This window comes from Pseudomonas putida (assembly GCF_028682455.1).
In the GTDB taxonomy this organism is placed as follows: Bacteria; Pseudomonadota; Gammaproteobacteria; order Pseudomonadales; family Pseudomonadaceae; genus Aquipseudomonas; species Aquipseudomonas putida_AA.
Map to the genome: position 1 here is coordinate 2104257 of NZ_JANHLD010000001.1, position 18811 is coordinate 2123067.

Sequence of the window (18811 nt, forward strand, 5' to 3'; positions counted from 1 at the left end):
GCTCGCCGGGGCGGCATCAGGATGCCTGGGTCTTGCCCTGAGGGTTGGCGTCGGTCTGGGCGGGCTCGCTCGGGGCAACCGGCAGGTTGCGAGCGATCACGCCGCGATACAGGGCGGCACCAAGGCTCGCTCCTATGATCGGCGCAAAAATCGGAATCAGGAAATAGGGAATGTCGCGACCGCCAGTAAAGGCGACTTCGCCCCATCCGGCGAGGAACGTCATCAACTTGGGACCGAAGTCACGGGCCGGGTTCATGGCAAAGCCGGTCAGCGGGCCCATGGCGCTACCGATCACCGCGATCAGCAGGCCGATCAGCAGGGGCGCCATGGCGCCGCGAGGCAGGCCGTTGTTGTCGTCGGTCAGGGCCATGATCACCGCCATCAGCACCGCGGTGATGATCACTTCGACCAGGAAGGCCTGGCCGGTGGACAGCGACGGGTGCGGGTAGGTCGAGAACACGGAGGCAAGTTCCAGGCTGGCCTGGCTGCCGCGAATCATTGCATGGGCTTGTTCGTAATCGAAGAACAGGTTGCTGTAGAGCGTATACACCAGCGCGGCGGCACAGAAGGCCCCGGCGATCTGGGCAACGATGTAGAACGGCAACTTGTGCTTCTCGAAACCGGCAAAAAGGCACAGCGCAATGCTTACCGCCGGGTTCAGGTGGGCGCCGGATACCCCGGCGGTGAAGTAGATCGCCATGCTCACGCCGACGCCCCAGATGATGCTGATTTCCCACAGGCCAAAGCTGGCGCCGGCCACCTTGAGCGCGGCCACGCACCCGGTACCGAAGAAAATCAGCAGGGCGGTGCCCAGGAACTCGGCCATGCATTGGCTGGACAGCGTGGGTTGTCGTTGAGCAGTCGTCATTCGTTCCCTCGGTTCTTGTTGTTGTGAGGCGCAGTGGGCGCTCGACAAAAACCCGACAGAAATCCCCATTTCGGTCGGGCTGGCTGCAGGAAATGCACCTAATCGGGGCATGGCTATATTCAGATTCGAAAAAATATAGACAAGAAACGCTTATGTCAAAGGTCGAAAGTGAACCGGTATTCATAAACTGACTATTGGTACGGGGGATGGTGTCGGAATTTCACCGGACCCAGGGTGCATGTTGCGCAGTGACACAGTGGCTGGGAAGCGGATTTTTGGCCTAAAGTAGCCAGCGAAATGGCATTCACTTTTTTTTTTTTTCTCTGCATGACCCCCGCCCTGGATCTGCTGAAAAAGGTTCGCGCTGAACATCGCATCCACAGTTACGAACACGACCCCAAGGCGGCCTCCTACGGCCTGGAGGCTGCTGAGAAGCTCGATCTTGAGCCGGTGCGGGTGTTCAAGACGCTGCTGGCCAGCAGTGAAAAGGGCGAGCTGCTGGTGGCAGTCGTGCCAGTGGTGGGCAGCCTTGACCTGAAGGGCCTTGCCCACGCGGCGGGGGTGAAGAAGTGCGAGATGGCCGATCCGGCCGCCGCGCAGCGCTCAACGGGTTATCTGTTGGGCGGTATCAGCCCCCTGGGGCAGAAGAAGCGCTTGCGTACGTTCATTGACCAGTCGGCTCAATCCTTTGAAACCATTTTTGTCAGTGCCGGCCGGCGCGGCCTGGAGGTGGAGCTGTCGGCGGTCGTGCTGGCCGAGCACACCCAGGCGACATTCGCCGGGATCGCCCGCGACTGACATATGGCGCGGCAAGTCCACTCCTGCGCTAGGAGCGGGCTTGCCCCGCGAAGGGTTTTGTCAAACAGCCGAGCTGTAGCGCCGAACCCCGTTCTCCGGCACCGGCAACTGCGCCGCGACGCTGCCCGGTACCGCAAACAGCACCAGGTGGTCGGCAGCCACTTCGATGCCAACCTCGGCCCCGACCTGATGGTCGATGTGGCTCGGGAAAATGGCTTCGAGCTGGCTGCCGGTAGGCAGTTGCAGGCGATACAGGGTGGAGGCGCCGAGGAAACTCTTGCCGACGATCAGTGCCTTGAGGGCGCTGTGCGGTGCATGAATGATGTCGTCCGGACGCAGCAGCACGTCCACTGCACACCCTGGCGTAAAGGTGTAGGCGCGGTTGCCACGCAATTCGCCTACTTCAGTGCGTACCGATTCCGGGCTGGTCAGCTGGCCGCGAATGAAATAACCCTGGCCGATGAAGCTGGCCACGAATGGGGTCAGCGGCTCGTGATAGAGGTTGTAGGGGGTGTCCCACTGCTCCAGGCGGCCCTCTTTGAAGACGCCGACGTGATCGCTGACGGCAAAGGCTTCTTCCTGGTCGTGGGTGACCAGGATGGCGCTGGTGCCCCGGCTCTTGAGAATGTCGCGAACCTCGTGGCTCAGGCGCCTGCGCAACTCTACGTCGAGGTTGGAGAACGGCTCATCGAGCAGCAGCAGTTGCGGCTCGGGCGCCAGGGCGCGGGCCAGGGCCACGCGCTGCTGCTGACCACCGGAGAGCTCATGGGGGTAGCGTTTGCCGAGCCCGCCGAGCTTCACCAGCTCAAGCATTTCCCCGACCACCTGCTGCTGTTGCGGGTGCTTGCCGATACCAAAGGCAATGTTCTCGGCCACCGTCAGGTGCGGGAATAGTGCGTAGTCCTGGAACACCATGCCGATCCGGCGCTTTTCCGGCGCGAGGGTGAATCCGGCCTTGGAGATGACTTCGCCCGCCAGCTGGATCTCGCCTTCGTGCACCGGCTCGAAGCCTGCGATTGCACGCAGCGTGGTGGTCTTGCCGCAGCCCGAGGAGCCCAGCAGGCAACCGATGTCGCCGGCGTTGAGGTGCAGGTTGAGGTTCTGGACGATGCGCGCCTCGCCATAGCCGCAGGCGAGGTTGCGCAGGTTAAGCAGTAAAGGCTGACTCATGCGTGGTGATAGGCCGGTTCAACAAGGAATTCGAGAAGCGCCTTCTGTGCATGCAAGCGGTTTTCAGCCTGGTCCCAGGCGACCGAACGCGGGTCGTCGAGCAGGTCCAGGCTGATCTCCTCGCCACGGTGGGCGGGCAGGCAGTGCATGAACAGGGCATCGGGTGCTGCCAGGTCGAGCAGTTCGCGGGTTACCTGGTAAGGCGCGAACAAGGCCAGACGCCGTGCAGTTTCCTCTTCCTGACCCATGGAAGTCCAGACATCGGTGCTCACCAGGTGGGCACCCTGCACGGCGTCCTTGGGTTCGCGGAAGATCTGCACGCGGTCACCAGCCCTGGCGACGAACGCCGGATTGGGCTCGTAGTCGGCCGGGCAGGCGATGCGGAGTTGGAAGTCGAACTGGATGGCAGCTTCTATATAGCTGTTGCACATATTGTTGCCGTCGCCGATCCACGCCACCGTCTTGCCCTGGATCGAGCCGCGGTGTTCAAGGAAGGTCTGCATGTCGGCCAGCAACTGGCAGGGGTGCAGGTCGTCGGACAGGCCGTTGATCACCGGCACGCGGGAATTTGCGGCAAATTCGGTCAGGGTGCTGTGGGCAAAGGTACGGATCATCACCGCATCGAGCATGCGCGACATGACGATGGCGCAATCGCCAATCGGCTCGCCACGGCCCAGTTGGGTGTCGCGAGGGGACAGGAAGATGGCCTGGCCGCCGAGCTGGATCATGCCGGCTTCGAACGACAGTCGGGTGCGCGTCGAGGACTTCTCGAAGATCATGCCCAGCACGCGGTTCTTCAGGGGTTCGAACAGTACGCCGCGGTTACGCAGGTCCTTCAGCTCGATGCCTCGACGGATCACACTCAGCAGTTCGTCGGGAGTGAAATCCATCAGGGAGAGAAAGTGCCTAGCGCTCATGTTTGACTACCTTTTGCAACAGACCGCAGATCAACAGTGCCGGTTTTCAGAAACAACGGAGGTGACCTGCGGCGAAAGCCGCACGGGGCGACGAATTAGGGGAAGACGCAATACTATAATTAAATGTCGCGTCATACCAAGTGGGGCGTTCACCGGCGTGAGTGGAGCCGATGCCGTAACCCATTGGGCGGCTGATTTTTTTGTTACTGCCCTAGGGTTTTACACTGCCCGCTGGCGCCTTTGCAAACACGCGAGCGAATCGCCGTACCTGATGGCGCAAGATTCACAGGGCAAAACTCGCTGGTGGTCACTGCACCCCAGGCTCATAGTCAGGCGCATCACCAGACACCCGAAAGAGGTGCTCATGAACAAGACCGTGCATCACCGTGCCTGCCACCTGTGCGAAGCCATTTGTGGCCTGAACATCGAGATCACCCACGAAGCGGACACCGGGCCGCGGATCAGTTCGATCAAGGGCGATCCGCTCGACAGCTTCAGCCGCGGCCATATCTGCCCCAAGGCCGTTGCCCTGCAGGACATCCAGAACGACCCCGACCGCCTGCATGCGCCGCACAAGCGCGTAGGCGACCGCTGGCAGGCGATCGGCTGGGATGAAGCGTTCGAGCTGGCCGCACACAAGCTCTGGGCCATCCAGCAGGCCCATGGGCAGAACGCCGTGGCGGTGTACCAGGGCAACCCCAGTGTGCACAACTACGGGCTGATGACCCATAGCAACTACTTTCTCGGCCTGCTCAAGACCCGTAATCGGTTTTCCGCCACTTCGGTCGACCAGTTGCCGCACCACCTGACCAGCTACCTGATGTATGGCCATGGCCTGTTGTTGCCGATTCCGGATATCGACCACACCGATTTCATGCTGATTCTGGGCGGCAACCCACTGGCGTCCAATGGCAGCATCATGACGGTGCCGGACGTTGAAAAGCGCCTGAAAGCTATCCAGGCCCGGGGCGGCAAACTGGTGGTGGTCGATCCGCGTCGCAGTGAAACGGCGGCGATGGCCGATCAACATGTGTTCGTGCGGCCCGGCGGCGATGCGGCATTGCTGTGCGGGCTGCTCAATACCCTGTTCAGTGAAGGGCTGGAGCGTCCGACGGCGCTACCGGTCGATGGGCTGGATGACGTGCGCCAGGCGATTGCGCCCTTCACGGCAGAAACGATGGCGCCGTTGTGTGGTGTCGACGCTGTCGTCATCCGCCAATTGGCCCGCGACTTTGCAGCGGCCGACAAGGCGGTCTGCTACGGCCGCATGGGCATCTCGACCCAGGCGTTCGGTACGCTCTGCCACTGGCTGGTGCAACTGATCAACCTGGTCAGCGGCAACCTGGACCGGGTCGGCGGTGCCTTGTGTACGCAACCGGCAGTGGACCTGGTAGCCAGCACGGGCGGCGGGCACTTCAATGTATGGCAGAGCCGGGTTTCCGGTTTGCCGGAATACGGCGGCGAACTGCCGGTGGCGGCACTGGCCGAAGAGATGCTGTGCGAGGGAGAAGGGCAGGTTCGCGCGTTGGTGACGGTCGCCGGCAACCCGGTGCTGTCCACGCCCAACGGCCGGCAGTTGGAGCGCGCCCTGGATGGCCTCGAGTTCATGCTCAGTATCGACATCTACATCAATGAAACCACCCGCTACGCAGACTTGATCCTGCCGTCCACCTCGGCGCTGGAGAACGATCACTACGACACCACATTCAACCTCTTCGCCGTGCGTAATGTCAGCCGCTTCAACCGGGCCATCCTGCCCAAGCCTGAAGGGGCCCTGCACGACTGGGAAATCTTCGTTGGTTTGGCCAAGGCATTCGCCAGGCTCGGCGACAAGCCATTGAAGCCGACCCTGCCCCCCGCGCAGATGATCGACATTGGCTTGCGAGGCGGGCGGTATGGCGAAGGCACGCCGTACAATCTGTCGCTCGAGACGCTCGACCAGCACCCTCATGGCATCGACCTGGGGCCGCTGCAGCCGAATCTTGCTGGGCGCCTTAAAACCGCCAACCAGCGTATCCAGGCCGCGCCAGGAGAGATTCTCATCGACCTGCAGCGTTTTGCCGGCCTGCAACCGGCTGCGCCGGAGCAGTTGTTGCTGATTGGTCGCCGACACGTGCGCAGCAACAACTCCTGGATGCACAACTATCACCGACTGGTGAAAGGCAAGCCGCGGCACCAGTTGCTCATGAACCCCGAGGACCTGAGTGCCCGGCAGTTGCAGGATGGACAGCGCGTGAGGGTCAGCTCGCGGGTAGGCAGCATCGAAGTCGAGGTCCAGGCCTGCCCGGACATGATGCCCGGCGTGGTGAGCCTGCCCCACGGCTTTGGTCATGCGCGTGCCGGGGTGCGCATGGAGATTGCGCAGAGTCAGGCGGGGGCCAGTGCCAATGACCTGACCGACGAGCGTCAGCTGGATGCGGTGTCGGGGAATGCCGCGCTCAATGGCGTGCCGGTAAACGTGGTTGCGGCCTGATATCGGCAAGGCCGAGCGTCACGCTCGGCTTTCCGATACAATGCGTCACCGTGCCGACAACCAGGTCGGAAAGTTCAGCCGCGAGGTGCTTCATGGATATTATCGAAACAATCAAAGAGCAGATTGCCAACAACACCATTCTGCTTTACATGAAAGGCTCGCCGAATGCCCCGCAGTGCGGCTTTTCGGCCAAGGCGGCGCAAGCCGTGATGGGTTGTGGCGAAAAATTCGCTTACGTGGATATCCTGCAGAATCCGGAAATCCGCGCCAACCTGCCAAAGTATGCCAACTGGCCGACCTTCCCACAGCTGTGGGTTGCCGGTGAGCTGGTCGGCGGCTCCGACATCATGGCCGAGATGTTCGCCAACGGCGAACTGCAGACCCTGATCAAGGATGCTGCAGCCAAGGCCGAGGCGGCCAAGGCCTGAGTACAGGTTTGGTAAGAAAAAGCCCCGCATAGCGGGGCTTTTTCTTTGGGGTTGTAAGAGCGGGTTACTCGCCCATCTGCGACTGCAGGTAGTTTTCCAGACCGACCTTGTCGATCAGGCTCAACTGGGTTTCCAGCCAGTCGATGTGCTCTTCCTCGGATTCGAGGATGTCTTCGAGCATTTCACGGCTACCAAAGTCGCCAACGGTTTCACAGTGGGCGATGGCGGCCTTGAGGTCGACCAGTCCCTTTTGCTCGATCTTCAGGTCGCACTCGAGCATTTCCTTGGTGTGTTCACCAATCAGCAGCTTGCCCAGGTCCTGGACGTTGGGAATGCCTTCGAGAAACAGAATGCGCTTGATCAGTTTGTCAGCGTGCTTCATTTCGTCGATGGATTCTTTGTACTCGTGCTTGCCGAGCTTATCCAGACCCCAGTCTTCGTACATGCGGGCATGCAGGAAGTATTGGTTGATTGCGACCAGCTCGTTTCCGAGGATCTTGTTGAGATGCTGGATGACGCTAACGTCGCCTTTCATGATGGGGTCCTGCCCTGTAAGTTGTGCCTATAAGCAGGAGTTTGAGCCTCGCAACTTGGACTGTCAAACCTAAGTTATTGAATAATAAGTGAAAATTAATCGGAATAAGAATGTTTGTGTTCCGCGTTTTAGACCTAACTTGTTGAATTACAGGCATAAAAAAACCGGACACTAGGTCCGGTTCTTCGAATGGGCTGTTTTTTACGCTGCGGTAAATTCCACAGGGTAGGGCAGTGCGGCCTGGCTGACCTGCAGTTCGGTCAGGGTTTCACGCACTACCTGCTTGGCCAGGCAGGCACATTTGCCACACTGGCTCGCCACGTTGGTGGCGGCTCTGACTTCCTTGTAGCTGCAGCATCCTTCATAGATCGCATCGCGGATCTGTCCGTCGGTTACACCAACACAAAGACACACATACATAGGGCAGACCATCGCTGGTAAAGGCTCAATGCGAAGAAGCTTAATGTTAATGAGAATGCTTGTCAAAGCTCATTGCCGGGTGTGTGTGTCAGGGCGACCGACGGCAGGTTCGATTCAGGCTGCCTGAAATTCGGCGTGCAGCGCCTGGCCGTGTATCATGGCCGGTCTTTGCGTGGTCAGGTCGGCTGGAGCTTGCCTGGTTACGTGTTTCAAACCATCAGGAGATATCGAATGAGCGTACTCGTTGGCAAACAAGCCCCGGACTTCACCGTTCCAGCCGTGCTGGGCAATGGCGAAATCGTCGACAGCTTCAACCTGGCGTCGGCCATCAAGGGCAAGTACGGCCTGGTGTTCTTCTACCCACTGGACTTCACCTTCGTCTGCCCGTCCGAGCTGATCGCTCTGGATCACCGCATGTCCGAGTTCCGCGACCGCAACGTTGAAGTGATCGCTGTTTCGATCGACTCGCACTTCACCCACAACGCCTGGCGCAATACCCCGATCAATGCCGGTGGCATCGGTCACGTCCAGTACATCATGGCTGCCGACATGAAGCACGAAATCGCCAAGGCCTACGACGTAGAGTCCGAAGGCGGCGTGGCTTTCCGTGGCGCGTTCCTGATCGACGACAAGGGTGTCGTTCGCTCGCAGATCATCAACGACCTGCCACTGGGCCGTAACATGGACGAGCTGCTGCGTCTGGTCGACGCCCTGCAGTTCCACGAAGAGCACGGCGAAGTCTGCCCTGCCAACTGGAAAAAAGGCGACAAGGGCATGACCGCTTCGCCTGAAGGCGTTGCTGCTTACCTGAGCGAGAACGCTGGCAAGCTGTAATAGCGAGCCACAAAAAAACCGGCCTCGGTGGCCGGTTTTTTTATGCGCGCAAGGCGGGGCTCAGTCGTTGAAGTCTTGCCAGCCGCCCATCTCTTTCCAGCGATTGACGATGCCGCAGAACAGCTCGGCCGTCTTCTCGGTGTCGTAGCGCGCCGAGTGGGCTTCACGCCCGTCGAAGTCGATGTCGGCGCTCTGGCAGGCTCTTGCCAATACGGTCTGGCCGTAGGCGAGGCCGGCAAGGGTCGCGGTGTCGAAGCTTGAAAACGGGTGAAACGGATTGCGCTTCATGTCGTTGCGCGCCACGGCGGCATTGAGGAAGCCCAGGTCGAAGCTGCTGTTGTGCCCGACCAGGATCGCCCGCTTGCAGCCATTGGCCTTGAGCGCCTTGCGTACGCCACGGAAAATGTCGGTCAGGGCCGACTCTTCGCTCACGGCCATGCGCAATGGATGATCGAGCTTGATGCCGGTGAACTCCAGCGCGGCCTGCTCGATGTTCGCCCCTTCGAACGGTTCGACCCGGAAGAAGTAGGTGTGCTCGGGGAACAGGAAGCCTTTCTCGTCCATGCCGATGGTCACTGCGGCGATTTCCAGCAGGGCATCGGTGGCGCTGTTGAAGCCACCGGTTTCCACATCGACTACAACCGGCAGGTAACCGCGAAAACGTTCCGCCATCGGGTGGCGGGGGCCACCGCTTGGACCGTCCTGGTCGTCGTACAGATCTTCACTCACGCAGTTTCCTCCAGCAGGCGCCAGCGCAGTTGCTCACCGGCGCGCAGCGGGATAACGGTTTGCTCGCCGAACGGCAAGCTGCTTGGGGCGGTCCAGCTTTCGCGAACCAGGGTAATGGTGTCGGTGTTGCGTGCCAGGCCGTAGAAATCAGGACCGTGCTTGCTGGCGAAACCTTCGAGCTTGTCCAGGGCATTGCGTTGTTCGAACGCTTCGGCGTACAGCTCGATGGCCGCATAGGCGGTGTAGCAGCCGGCGCAACCGCAGGCCGCTTCCTTGGCGTGACGAGCGTGCGGTGCCGAGTCGGTACCCAGGAAGAACTTGCTGCTGCCGCTGGTGGCGGCGTCCAGCAAGGCCACCTGGTGGGTGTTGCGCTTGAGGATCGGCAGGCAGTAGAAGTGCGGACGAATACCGCCGACCAGCATGTGGTTACGGTTGTACAGCAAGTGCTGCGCGGTGATGGTCGCGCCGACGTTGGCCGGGGCCTCGTTGACGAACTGCACGGCATCGCTGGTGGTGATGTGTTCGAAGACCACTTTCAAGGTCGGGAAGCGCTCGACGATACGGCGCATGTGTTCGTCGATGAACAGTTTCTCGCGGTCGAACACGTCGACTTCACCGCGGGTCACTTCACCGTGTACAAGCAGCGGCATGCCGACGTCGGCCATGGCTTCGAGCGCGGCGAAGATGTTGTCGACGCTGGTAACGCCGGAATCGGAGTTGGTGGTCGCACCGGCCGGGTAGAGCTTGGCGGCATGTACGAAACCGCTGGCCTTGGCCGCGCGGATTTCCTCGGGCTGGGTACGGTCGGTGAGGTACAGCACCATCAGCGGCTCGAAGCGGCTACCGGCCGGACGGGCGGCGAGGATGCGCTCGCGATAGGCGCCAGCTTCGGCGGCATTGCGTACCGGAGGTACCAGGTTGGGCATGATGATTGCGCGGGCAAAGGTGCGCGCAACGTCGCCGACGGTATGGGGCAGCACGGCGCCATCGCGAAGATGGATGTGCCAGTCATCGGGACGCAGGAGGGTCAGGCGGTCGGACATTGGGGATTCCAGGCGGGTCGAACTCAAGCTGAATGCTACCGGAAAAGCCGGGTTCGAGCACTTTCTATCAAGTTTTGCCGTACTTGACCGATAGCCTGCAGGTATACCGTGAAAATCTGTGGAGCCGCCCGTGCGCCAGCGTTATCTTGCCTTGCTCAGTGTGTTTGCCTGCTTGCCCGCGACGGCACTCACGTTCCAGACCCGTCTGGAGAATATCGAGTGGAAGGTCGAAGGCGATCAGTTCGAATGCCGGCTGGTCCAGCCGATTGCCGATTTCGGCAGCGGTGAATTCGTGCGCCGCGCCGGCGAGCAGGCGACTTTCCAGCTGCGTTCGAGCACCAATGCACTGGGGACCGGCTCCGCGACCCTGTTTGCCGCTGCGGCGCCCTGGCAGCCCGGGCGGGCGGATATCAACCTGGGATCGGTACGCATGGCCCGCAGCGGCGTGCTCTTCACCAGCTCCCAGGGCCAGGCCAGTCGCCTGATCAATGGCTTGCTCGATGGGCGCAGCACCGTGGTACGCAATTATGCAGGCGAAGCCGGACGGGCAATGGAAGTGCGCCTGTTGCCAGTGAAGTTCAGCAAGGCCTATGGCGACTATCAGGTATGCGCTGCCAAGCTGCTACCAATGAACTACGATCAGGTGCGCCAGGCGCGCGTCGGCTTTCCCGGCGGTGGCATCGACCTGGACGCCAACGCGAAGGCCCGGCTGGACGTGATCCTCGACTTCCTCAAGGCCGACCCCACGGTCAACCATATCGAGCTCGACGGTCACTCCGACAACAGCGGCAACCGCCTGACCAATCGCGACCTCTCAAGGCGCCGCGCCCTGGCCGTCATGGAGTACTTGAAGGCCCACGGGATTGCCGAAGACCAGATCACTGTACGCTTTCATGGCGAGCGCTACCCGCTGGCCAAGAACAACTCTGCGGCCAATCGGGCCCGCAACCGTCGGGTAAACATCCAGCTCGATCGTGTGACGCCCGTCGACAAACCGATGGAGAACGCCTCTCAACCGCCTGCGCCGCCGCAGGCGCCGGCGCCGGCAGCCCAGGTTGATACGGGCAAGCCATCGGTCAAGTCCTGAGCTGCGACCGTCCGTCGCGCTCTCGACAGTTCCTGTCGCTTTGTCGTCACAAGCTGTCGCCCCACTGTAAATTTTGCCGCAAGGCCGGTAGAATCGACGGCTTTCCGTACAACCCCGTGGAGTGATGGCATGGCGGACGTAAAAAAGGTCGTACTGGCGTATTCCGGCGGCCTTGATACTTCGGTGATTCTCAAGTGGCTGCAGGATACCTACAACTGTGAAGTGGTGACTTTCACCGCTGACCTGGGTCAGGGCGAAGAGGTCGAACCGGCCCGCGCCAAGGCTCAGGCCATGGGCGTGAAGGAAATCTACATCGATGACCTGCGCGAAGAATTCGTCCGAGACTTCGTGTTCCCGATGTTCCGCGCCAACACCGTCTATGAAGGCGAGTACCTGCTGGGTACTTCCATCGCCCGTCCGCTGATCGCCAAGCGCTTGATCGAAATCGCCAACGAAACCGGTGCCGACGCCATTTCCCATGGTGCTACCGGCAAGGGTAACGACCAGGTCCGTTTCGAACTGGGTGCCTATGCACTCAAGCCAGGCGTCAAGGTCATTGCTCCATGGCGCGAGTGGGACCTGCTGTCCCGCGAAAAACTCATGGACTACGCCGAGAAGCATGGCATCCCGATCGAACGCCACGGCAAGAAGAAGTCGCCGTACTCGATGGACGCCAACCTGCTGCACATCTCTTATGAGGGCGGCGTGCTGGAGGATACCTGGACCGAGCACGAAGAAGACATGTGGCGCTGGACCAAGTCGCCAGAAACCGCGCCGGACGTGCCAACCTACCTGGAACTGACCTACCGCAACGGTGACATCGTGGCGCTGGACGGCGTTGAAATGTCGCCGGCTACTGTCCTGGCTACCTTGAACCGCATCGGCGGCGAAAACGGCATTGGTCGGTTGGACATCGTCGAAAACCGTTATGTCGGCATGAAGTCCCGTGGCTGCTACGAGACCCCGGGCGGTACTATCATGCTGCGCGCCCACCGGGCGATCGAGTCGATCACCTTGGACCGCGAAGTCGCTCACCTCAAGGATGAGCTGATGGTCAAGTACGCAAGCCTGATCTACACCGGCTACTGGTGGAGCCCGGAGCGTCTGATGCTGCAGCAGATGATCGACGCCTCGCAGGTCAACGTGAACGGCGTGGTTCGCCTGAAGCTGTACAAAGGCAACGTGATCGTTACCGGCCGCAAGTCTGATGATTCCCTGTTCGACGCCAACATTGCCACCTTCGAAGAAGATGGCGGCGCGTACAACCAGGCAGATGCTGCCGGCTTCATCAAGCTCAACGCCTTGCGCATGCGTATTGCCGCAAACAAGGGTCGTTCGCTGATCTGAACGACGCCTTGAACAAAAGAACCCCGGCCTGGTCCGGGGTTTTTTTATGGGTTGATCAGCTGGGTCACCAGGGTGGTTTGCGTGCCGGCTTCCAGGTTGCAGATGACCCAGGTGTCGTAGGGGGCGCAGGGCTGGTGCAATGCCTGGGCAATGAAGGCGTCGAGCCTTTGCTGGGCGCCAGCTCCCTTGACGCTGATGGTGACGGTAGTGGCTGTGCCGGTATTTTCTCCGACGGGCTGTGACGTGTCGGGCAGAGCGTCTTCCTGGCCAGCCAGTGCCTGGAGGGAGGCGGGTGTCTCGAGCCGATCTGGCGAATATAGCGATTTGTAGTTGAAATTAAGGGTAAGAAAGAACAGCACAGTGAGGAAGAAAGGAAAACCTACCAGGAACCACGTATAGATTCCCTGGCTGTCCTCACCCAGGAAGGGCAATGAGGCCAGTGCAGACGCTTCAATAATGCCCGCGAAGATCGCAATGATGGTCAATGGGCTTCTCGGCTCGCTTCCAGTCATGCCCTTTTCTCCCTTCGACTGAGTCAAGTTCCAGGTTATGTACTACGGGCATTGCGCGGCGGGTAGGGGGTTGCGTTTCTGTCAGGGGAAATGATTGTGGATTAAAGCGTACCTGCAAATTAATACTTGTTTGCGGCGGTTATTTATCAAGCGTGTGAAGTGGATTTTTCCTTCATCGGCGGGTGCGTTATTGATTGGGTCGAATATATATAGTGCTGCTACCTTCTATGGGGTCAAGGGAGATTTTCTCTAGTTGCGTAGATGGCTAAAATCTTGGCGTCCATGTGTGGTCGTTATATCTGTAGGAATTATCTGCTGTATTTGTAGGTTGTGTCTTTGTATGCGTTTATCCGTTATTGGCGTAATACAGTTTGTCCTGTAACTAGGCTATTGTGCGGGGACAAATATCGAACAGCAATCAATTGGATTTGCCCATGAATAAAGTGCTGATCGTGGATGATCATCCTGTCATTCGCCTGGCTGTGCGCATGCTGATGGAGCGACATGGCTATGAAGTCATCGCGGAGACAGACAATGGTGTAGATGCGCTGCAACTTGCGCGCGAGCATGGCCCGGATATCGTCATTCTGGATATCGGCATTCCCAAGCTCGATGGTCTCGAAGTCATTGCCCGGCTCAATTCCACCTGTCCGGGTGTCAAGGTGCTGGTGCTCACCTCGCAAGCCCCCGGACATTTCTCGATGCGGTGCATGCAGGCCGGTGCCGCCGGCTATGTCTGCAAGCAGCAGGACCTCACGGAGTTGCTCAGCGCAATCAAGGCGGTGCTGTCCGGCTACAGCTATTTCCCGAACCAGGCGTTGCATTCGGTGCGCTCCAACCTGGGCGGGGCGACCGAAGCCGATATGGTCGAGCGACTGTCAGGACGAGAGATGATGGTGTTGCAGCAACTGGCCCGCGGCAAAACCAACAAGGAAATCGCCGATGGCATGTTTTTGAGCAACAAGACGGTCAGTACCTACAAAACCCGCCTGCTGCTCAAACTCAATGCGCGGTCACTGGTTGATCTGATCGAACTGGCGCAACGCAACGGCCTGGTCTGATACCCCGGGAACGACAAAGCCTCCTTTACGGAGGCTTTTGTGTTTGAGGCGGTACCGAACAGTCGAGTGTCCGGGTAAATCACCCCGACCGAGGCGCGGTGTCAGAGGTCGAAGTCGAACTCGGCGAGTTGCTTTTGCAAGCGACGTTCTTCCAGCAGGTTGTCGATGGTGCGACGTTTGCTGAGGTTGGTCTTTGCCGTTTCAACAACAGGTTCCACGTCATCGGCTTCTGCCGGCGCGAACTCATCATCTACATCCAGGTCTTCTTTATCGGTGCTCATAAGTCACTCCAAGCCAAGAGGGCCATTGGCGCACCTTATAGCGAGAATCTTTGAGCTGGTAAAAAAGATTTTTTCAATCGACCGAGTAGGTATTTCACTATCTTCTCAATCGTCGGAGGTTTTGTGCTTGTATTCGCACAGGTCTTCGATCCGACAGCTACCGCAACGCGGTTTACGCGCCTGGCACACATAGCGTCCATGGAGGATCAGCCAGTGATGTGCATCGAGCAGGTAGGCCTTGGGTACGAACTTCATCAAAGCCTTCTCGACTTCAAGCACAGTCTTGCCGGGCGCAATGCCGGTGCGATTGCTGACTCGGAAAATATGCGTGTCCACGGCCATTGCCACCTGCCGGAACGCTGTGTTGAGTACCACATTGGCAGTCTTGCGACCTACACCGGGCAACGCCTCGAGGGCTTCTCGGGTTTCCGGTACCTGGCTTGCGTGTTTTTCAATCAATAGGCGACAGGTTTCGATGACGTTGCGGGCCTTGCTGTTGAAAAGGCCGATGGTCTTGATGTACGCCGACAGTCCTTCGACACCCAGCGCGTAGATGGCTTCGGGGGTGTTGGCGACCGGATACAGCTTGGCTGTCGCCTTGTTCACACTGACGTCCGTAGCCTGGGCTGACAGGATGACCGCGATCAGCAACTCGAATGGCGAGGTGTAGGCCAGTTCTGTCTTCGGGTCGGGGTTGTCTTCGTGCAGCCTGCGAAAGATTTCCAGGCGTTTGGCAGCATTCATGGGGTCAAAGGGTTCCTTGACGACGTGAGGGGGCTCGCCCATGGCAAACCCGGTTGTACAGGGCCAGCAGCAGGCCCATTAATATCAGCGCGCCCGGCAGCAAGGCGGCCAGGCGTATGTCGGCCCACTGCGCCAGCAATTCGCGGCCAGCACCCAAGGCAACGGCCAGCACGGCAAAGCCCAACAGGATGGTGGCCGATGCCCTCGGGTTCTGGCTGTCGCCCCGGGCTTGTTCGAACATCAGGCATTGTACGGCGATCAGCGCTGGATAAGGACCGAGTGCCAGATACAGCGGCAGCGCCCAGGTGCGAAGTGCCAGTTCCAGGCAGGTGGTCAACCCCGCCGACAGCAGCACGCTGGCAAGCAGCTTGCCGCGGGCATCGAGCCAACGCTGCAGTGGGGTCATCGCCAGGTGATGCAGGCCGATCAACAACACACTCAACCCGGCAATGGCGCAAGCGTTGGATAGCGTCTGAGTGGCACCCAGCAGTGGTGCCAGGCTTACGGCGGCAAACCATTGCCTGTTCATTGCTGATCACCCAACAACACCTGGCGATGCTCGTCGAAGTAGCGCAAGGCGTCGTGCACGGCATGAATGACGGCGCGAGAGGTGATGGTGGCCCCCGCCAGTTGATCGAATTGACCGTCGTCGCGCTTGAGCGCCCAGGCCGCGTCGGGCGTGGTCTGCCGGCTGTTGCCGACAAAGCCTTGCAGCCAGTGGTTGCCTGGCGCGACCAGGGCAGCACCGAGTCCAGGTGTCTCTTGCTGGCGCAGCGCCTTGGTACCGATCAGGCGCCCCTGGGTATCAATGGCGACCAGCAGTTCAATCGGACCACCGTAGCCTTGCACCAGGCTGTGCAGCACCACTGCACTAGTCCGACTCGCCAGCGTGGCACGGTAGCCTGACAACAATCGACTGTGGGCCAGGACAGCGGTGTCCAGCGTCAGGGGGGACTGCAAGGGCTGATTGTCGTAGGCATTGTGCGGCAGCACACTCAGCCAGGTTTGCGCCTTGAGCTGTTGTTGCGCCTGCTCGATGGCGTCGGCGCTCAAGCGATGCCAGATCACCGCACTGCCGACGCTCACTGTAGCGACGAGCCCCAGCAGGATCCACCGGCGAGCTGCCGACATGCTCATGAGGGCACCGCTTGCCGATGTTCGGCCCAACGTTCGAGTGCCGGTACGCAGAGGTTCATCAACAGCACGGCGAAGGCGGTGCCATCGGGGTAGCTACCCCAGGTCCGGATCAGGTAGATCAGTGCGCCAACCCCTATTGCGAAAATCAATCGGGCTTGTGCTGACTTGGGGCCGGAGACCGGCTCGGTGGCGATGAAAAATGCTGCCAGCATGGTCGAGCCACTGAGCAAATGCAGCAGCGGCGAGCCATTGGAATCAGAGCCTGAGCCGTTCCAGAACAGCAGGCTCATGACAAACAGGCTCGCCAGCAGCCCTACCGGCGCATGCCAGCTGAACACCTTGCGTTGCAGTAACAGCAGGCCGCCGAGCAGGAACGCCAGGTTGACCCATTCGCTGCCCTTGCCACCGAAATGACCAAAGCCTGGGTGGCCTGCGAACAGTTCGTCCACAGTCAGGCTGCGGTTGTTGCGCAGGGCATCGAGAACGGTGGCCTGTGCCCATGCATCAGGCTGCTCGGCACCGCCCCAGCCAAATACAGCGTGCAGGCTTGAAGTCAGGTCCAGCGGTTGCGTGCCGGGCCATTGGGTCAAGGCCTGGGGGAATGTCAGCAGCACCACGGCGTAACCGAGCATCGCCGGGTTGAACGGGTTCCTGCCGACACCTCCGTAAAGCTGCTTGCCCAGCATGATGGCGCTTGTACAGGCGACGACCGGTACCCACCAGGGCGCATACGCCGGCAATGCCGCGGCCAGCAGGCAAGCGCTGACCAGTGCGCTGCCGTCATTGAGCGACGGCAGGATCGGGCGTTGTTGCAGCTTGAGTGAGATCGCCTCGCTGGCCAGCGCCGAGCCTGCGCACAACGCCAGGTTGAACAGCATCCCCCAGCCATGTTGCCAAAGCAGTGTCAGCACACCCGGCAAGCACGCCAGCAGCACCAGTGACATGGTGCTGCGCAGGCGTTCGCTGGGATCAGTGGCTGGCATGGTCGGTGACCGGTTGGAGGGAGTGAAGGCGTGCCTGGGCCTGTTCGGCTGCTTGCTCCAATTCTGCCAGCTGGGCCTGCTGGGCATCGTTTGGCGTGGCGCCGAAGGCCGTGCGGGCCTTGCTCAGTTGAGCGCGGCTCATGGCGGCAGCGATCTTGGCTTGCTTCAGCGCCGCATCGGCAGCGGCGGCCTTCTGCGCCTTGACCCGTTCGATGGCGGCCTTGATCGGGTCATCGGTCGCCGCGCCGGCACTGGCAGCATCTGGCGTCGCCGTGCGCTGGCTGCGGGCTGCGCGTTCGGCCTGCTTGCGCGCCTCTTCGCGTTCCAGGCGGCTATTGCGCAGCTCGAAGCGGCGCCGGGCGTGATTGCGTTTTCGGGTACGCGAGGCCAGGGTGTCGGGGTCGTGGGCCAGCCCGCCGACAATCGGCACGATGTTGCTGGTAGCGGTCAGCGGGAGCAAGTCGATGCAGTCTACCGGGCAGGGCGCCACGCACAGGTCACAGCCCGTGCATTCGGCGCTGATCACCGTGTGCATCAGTTTGGCCGCGCCGACGATGGCATCCACGGGGCAGGCCTGGATGCACTTGGTGCAGCCAATGCATTCTGCTTCGCGGATGTAGGCAACCTGCGCCGGGGCGGTGCCTCGCTCTGGGTCCAGGGCAATGACTGGCACCTGCAGCAGGCTGGCCAGGGCGGCGATGGTTTCGCTGCCGCCTGGTGGGCACTTGTTGATCGCTTCGCCCTTGGCCAGCCCTTCTGCATAGGGCTTGCAGCCAGGGTGGCCGCACTTGCCGCATTGGGTTTGCGGCAGCAGGGCGTCGATGCGTTGAATCAGACTCATGTGAATAATCCGTTGAAACCGAGAAACGCCAAGGCCATTGCACCTGCTCCGATCAGCTCGATGGGCAGGCCACGAAAGGCCAGGGGTATCGCGTCATGATCGCTACGCTGGCGCAGGTCGTCGAACAGACAGAGCGCCAACCAGAACCCCAGCCCGCCACCCACGCCCCAGGCCAGCGTCTGCAGCATGTAATAGCCACTTTGGGTGACGTGCAAGGTCAAGCCTAGCAGCGCCACATTGCCCAGCAGCAACGGCATCAAACCGTCGAAGGGCAGGGCCGGCAACGCGCGTGACAGCCAGCCGAGCAGCGGCTCGATCAACAGCACGCACAGGGGCAGGAATACGAACAGTCGCAGGTAGTCCAGTTGCAAGGGTTGCAGGGCAAAGCGGTAGAGCAACTGCCCAAGGCTGGTGGTGAGAACCAGCAATGCCAGGGTAGCCAGGCCCAGGGCGTGCACCCGGCGTCGTTCGCAGTCGACCGGGAGTTGTAGCAGCGGGTCGATGGCCAGCGCCTGGTGCAAGACCAGGTTGTTGACCAGCGCGGCGCTGATCAGGGCCAGGATGAGTTCGCTCATGGAGATGCCGAATGCCAGGGCTGTTCGC

21 protein-coding genes and 1 pseudogene are annotated in these 18811 nt (G+C 60.5%); 7 read left to right on the forward strand and 15 right to left on the reverse strand.

Going from position 1 to position 18811, the window contains the following annotated elements:
* Positions 1-16: 16 nt before the first annotated feature.
* Positions 17-868, reverse strand: a complete 852-nt coding sequence (locus NPS58_RS10120) for an MIP/aquaporin family protein (RefSeq protein ID WP_274115220.1) — start codon at positions 866-868, stop codon at positions 17-19.
* Between the two features lie 327 nt (positions 869-1195).
* On the opposite strand from NPS58_RS10120, the gene ybaK reads away from it, so the two are divergent.
* Positions 1196-1666: a Cys-tRNA(Pro) deacylase gene (gene ybaK, locus NPS58_RS10125; protein ID WP_274115394.1), complete on the forward strand. Its 471-nt coding sequence runs from the start codon at positions 1196-1198 to the stop codon at positions 1664-1666.
* A gap of 60 nt (positions 1667-1726) precedes the next feature.
* On the opposite strand, the gene NPS58_RS10130 is transcribed toward ybaK, so the two are convergent.
* Both NPS58_RS10130 and argF read right to left on the reverse strand, forming a co-directional pair.
* On the reverse strand, positions 1727-2836 hold the full coding sequence (locus tag NPS58_RS10130; RefSeq protein WP_274115221.1) for an ABC transporter ATP-binding protein: 1110 nt from the start codon (positions 2834-2836) through the stop codon (positions 1727-1729).
* Positions 2833-3753 (reverse strand): ornithine carbamoyltransferase, encoded by a 921-nt coding sequence (gene argF, locus NPS58_RS10135; protein WP_274115222.1) that lies wholly within the window; start codon positions 3751-3753, stop codon positions 2833-2835. The genes NPS58_RS10130 and argF overlap by 4 nt, the downstream gene beginning before the upstream one ends.
* A gap of 364 nt (positions 3754-4117) precedes the next feature.
* On the opposite strand from argF, the gene NPS58_RS10140 reads away from it, so the two are divergent.
* Positions 4118-6226 (forward strand): molybdopterin oxidoreductase family protein, encoded by a 2109-nt coding sequence (locus NPS58_RS10140; RefSeq protein WP_274115223.1) that lies wholly within the window; start codon positions 4118-4120, stop codon positions 6224-6226.
* Positions 6227-6318: 92 nt separating this feature from the next.
* A complete protein-coding gene (gene grxD, locus NPS58_RS10145) occupies positions 6319-6654 on the forward strand; it encodes a Grx4 family monothiol glutaredoxin (RefSeq protein WP_045197731.1) in 336 nt (111 codons plus the stop codon).
* 64 nt (positions 6655-6718) lie between these two features.
* On the opposite strand, the gene bfr is transcribed toward grxD, so the two are convergent.
* Both bfr and NPS58_RS10155 read right to left on the reverse strand, forming a co-directional pair.
* A complete protein-coding gene (bfr, locus tag NPS58_RS10150; protein ID WP_045185735.1) occupies positions 6719-7189 on the reverse strand; it encodes a bacterioferritin in 471 nt (156 codons plus the stop codon).
* 201 nt (positions 7190-7390) lie between these two features.
* Entirely contained in the window at positions 7391-7609 is a 219-nt protein-coding gene (locus NPS58_RS10155) for a bacterioferritin-associated ferredoxin (RefSeq protein ID WP_045185737.1), read from the reverse strand.
* 231 nt (positions 7610-7840) lie between these two features.
* Here NPS58_RS10155 and NPS58_RS10160 point away from each other — a divergent pair, with 231 nt between their 5' ends.
* The gene (locus NPS58_RS10160) at positions 7841-8443 is read left to right on the forward strand and encodes a peroxiredoxin (protein ID WP_274115224.1); all 603 of its coding nucleotides are present in this window, start codon (positions 7841-7843) and stop codon (positions 8441-8443) included.
* Between the two features lie 60 nt (positions 8444-8503).
* Here the strand turns inward: NPS58_RS10160 and rnt are convergent, their stop codons facing one another.
* Both rnt and pyrC read right to left on the reverse strand, forming a co-directional pair.
* Positions 8504-9172: a ribonuclease T gene (gene rnt / locus NPS58_RS10165; RefSeq protein ID WP_128324095.1), complete on the reverse strand. Its 669-nt coding sequence runs from the start codon at positions 9170-9172 to the stop codon at positions 8504-8506.
* Positions 9169-10215, reverse strand: coding sequence for a dihydroorotase (pyrC, locus tag NPS58_RS10170; RefSeq protein WP_274115225.1), 1047 nt, complete (start codon positions 10213-10215; stop codon positions 9169-9171). The genes rnt and pyrC overlap by 4 nt, the downstream gene beginning before the upstream one ends.
* A gap of 130 nt (positions 10216-10345) precedes the next feature.
* On the opposite strand from pyrC, the gene NPS58_RS10175 reads away from it, so the two are divergent.
* A complete protein-coding gene (locus NPS58_RS10175; protein WP_274115226.1) occupies positions 10346-11302 on the forward strand; it encodes a flagellar protein MotY in 957 nt (318 codons plus the stop codon).
* Between the two features lie 129 nt (positions 11303-11431).
* Positions 11432-12649 carry an argininosuccinate synthase gene (locus tag NPS58_RS10180; RefSeq protein ID WP_274115227.1) on the forward strand — a complete coding sequence of 406 codons (1218 nt, stop codon included), beginning with the start codon at positions 11432-11434 and terminating at the stop codon, positions 12647-12649.
* Between the two features lie 44 nt (positions 12650-12693).
* Here NPS58_RS10180 and NPS58_RS29470 read toward each other — a convergent pair whose 3' ends face one another.
* Complete coding sequence (locus tag NPS58_RS29470) at positions 12694-13161, reverse strand: hypothetical protein (protein ID WP_337994257.1); 468 nt, start codon at positions 13159-13161, stop codon at positions 12694-12696.
* Positions 13162-13595: 434 nt separating this feature from the next.
* Between NPS58_RS29470 and NPS58_RS10190 the strand changes: the two genes are divergently transcribed.
* On the forward strand, positions 13596-14222 hold the full coding sequence (locus NPS58_RS10190) for a response regulator transcription factor (RefSeq protein WP_028943485.1): 627 nt from the start codon (positions 13596-13598) through the stop codon (positions 14220-14222).
* A 101-nt stretch (positions 14223-14323) separates the two neighbouring features.
* Here NPS58_RS10190 and NPS58_RS10195 read toward each other — a convergent pair whose 3' ends face one another.
* The 7 genes and pseudogenes from NPS58_RS10195 to NPS58_RS10225 form a co-directional block, all read right to left on the reverse strand.
* Entirely contained in the window at positions 14324-14503 is a 180-nt protein-coding gene (locus NPS58_RS10195; RefSeq protein ID WP_274115228.1) for a PA3496 family putative envelope integrity protein, read from the reverse strand.
* A gap of 105 nt (positions 14504-14608) precedes the next feature.
* Positions 14609-15247: an endonuclease III gene (gene nth, locus NPS58_RS10200; protein ID WP_274115229.1), complete on the reverse strand. Its 639-nt coding sequence runs from the start codon at positions 15245-15247 to the stop codon at positions 14609-14611.
* Between the two features lie 4 nt (positions 15248-15251).
* Positions 15252-15776: an Rnf-Nqr domain containing protein gene (locus NPS58_RS10205; RefSeq protein WP_274115230.1), complete on the reverse strand. Its 525-nt coding sequence runs from the start codon at positions 15774-15776 to the stop codon at positions 15252-15254.
* Positions 15773-16378 (reverse strand): RnfABCDGE type electron transport complex subunit G, encoded by a 606-nt coding sequence (locus tag NPS58_RS10210; RefSeq protein ID WP_274115395.1) that lies wholly within the window; start codon positions 16376-16378, stop codon positions 15773-15775. Before NPS58_RS10210 ends, NPS58_RS10205 begins: the two co-directional genes overlap by 4 nt.
* A 2-nt stretch (positions 16379-16380) precedes the next feature.
* Entirely contained in the window at positions 16381-17367 is a 987-nt protein-coding gene (locus NPS58_RS10215) for an RnfABCDGE type electron transport complex subunit D (RefSeq protein ID WP_274115231.1), read from the reverse strand.
* Between the two features lie 10 nt (positions 17368-17377).
* A pseudogene (rsxB, locus tag NPS58_RS10220) lies at positions 17378-18208 on the reverse strand (electron transport complex subunit RsxB); the annotation flags it as partial.
* On the reverse strand, positions 18205-18783 hold the full coding sequence (locus NPS58_RS10225; RefSeq protein ID WP_274115232.1) for an Rnf-Nqr domain containing protein: 579 nt from the start codon (positions 18781-18783) through the stop codon (positions 18205-18207). The pseudogene rsxB and the gene NPS58_RS10225, both read right to left, overlap by 4 nt.
* Between the last annotated feature and the right edge of the window lie 28 nt (positions 18784-18811).

Bases quoted from the DNA above. Each gene is read 5' to 3' on its own strand.
- NPS58_RS10120 (WP_274115220.1), bottom strand. From the start codon at position 868: ATGACGACTGCTCAACGACAACCCACGCTGTCCAGCCAATGCATGGCC.
- ybaK (WP_274115394.1), top strand. From the start codon at position 1,196: ATGACCCCCGCCCTGGATCTGCTGAAAAAGGTTCGCGCTGAACATCGC.
- NPS58_RS10130 (WP_274115221.1), bottom strand. From the start codon at position 2,836: ATGAGTCAGCCTTTACTGCTTAACCTGCGCAACCTCGCCTGCGGCTAT.
- argF (WP_274115222.1), bottom strand. From the start codon at position 3,753: ATGAGCGCTAGGCACTTTCTCTCCCTGATGGATTTCACTCCCGACGAA.
- NPS58_RS10140 (WP_274115223.1), top strand. From the start codon at position 4,118: ATGAACAAGACCGTGCATCACCGTGCCTGCCACCTGTGCGAAGCCATT.
- grxD (WP_045197731.1), top strand. From the start codon at position 6,319: ATGGATATTATCGAAACAATCAAAGAGCAGATTGCCAACAACACCATT.
- bfr (WP_045185735.1), bottom strand. From the start codon at position 7,189: ATGAAAGGCGACGTTAGCGTCATCCAGCATCTCAACAAGATCCTCGGA.
- NPS58_RS10155 (WP_045185737.1), bottom strand. From the start codon at position 7,609: ATGTATGTGTGTCTTTGTGTTGGTGTAACCGACGGACAGATCCGCGAT.
- NPS58_RS10160 (WP_274115224.1), top strand. From the start codon at position 7,841: ATGAGCGTACTCGTTGGCAAACAAGCCCCGGACTTCACCGTTCCAGCC.
- pyrC (WP_274115225.1), bottom strand. From the start codon at position 10,215: ATGTCCGACCGCCTGACCCTCCTGCGTCCCGATGACTGGCACATCCAT.
- NPS58_RS10180 (WP_274115227.1), top strand. From the start codon at position 11,432: ATGGCGGACGTAAAAAAGGTCGTACTGGCGTATTCCGGCGGCCTTGAT.
- NPS58_RS29470 (WP_337994257.1), bottom strand. From the start codon at position 13,161: ATGACTGGAAGCGAGCCGAGAAGCCCATTGACCATCATTGCGATCTTC.
- NPS58_RS10190 (WP_028943485.1), top strand. From the start codon at position 13,596: ATGAATAAAGTGCTGATCGTGGATGATCATCCTGTCATTCGCCTGGCT.
- NPS58_RS10195 (WP_274115228.1), bottom strand. From the start codon at position 14,503: ATGAGCACCGATAAAGAAGACCTGGATGTAGATGATGAGTTCGCGCCG.
- nth (WP_274115229.1), bottom strand. From the start codon at position 15,247: ATGAATGCTGCCAAACGCCTGGAAATCTTTCGCAGGCTGCACGAAGAC.
- NPS58_RS10205 (WP_274115230.1), bottom strand. From the start codon at position 15,776: ATGAACAGGCAATGGTTTGCCGCCGTAAGCCTGGCACCACTGCTGGGT.
- NPS58_RS10210 (WP_274115395.1), bottom strand. From the start codon at position 16,378: ATGTCGGCAGCTCGCCGGTGGATCCTGCTGGGGCTCGTCGCTACAGTG.
- NPS58_RS10215 (WP_274115231.1), bottom strand. From the start codon at position 17,367: ATGCCAGCCACTGATCCCAGCGAACGCCTGCGCAGCACCATGTCACTG.
- NPS58_RS10225 (WP_274115232.1), bottom strand. From the start codon at position 18,783: ATGAGCGAACTCATCCTGGCCCTGATCAGCGCCGCGCTGGTCAACAAC.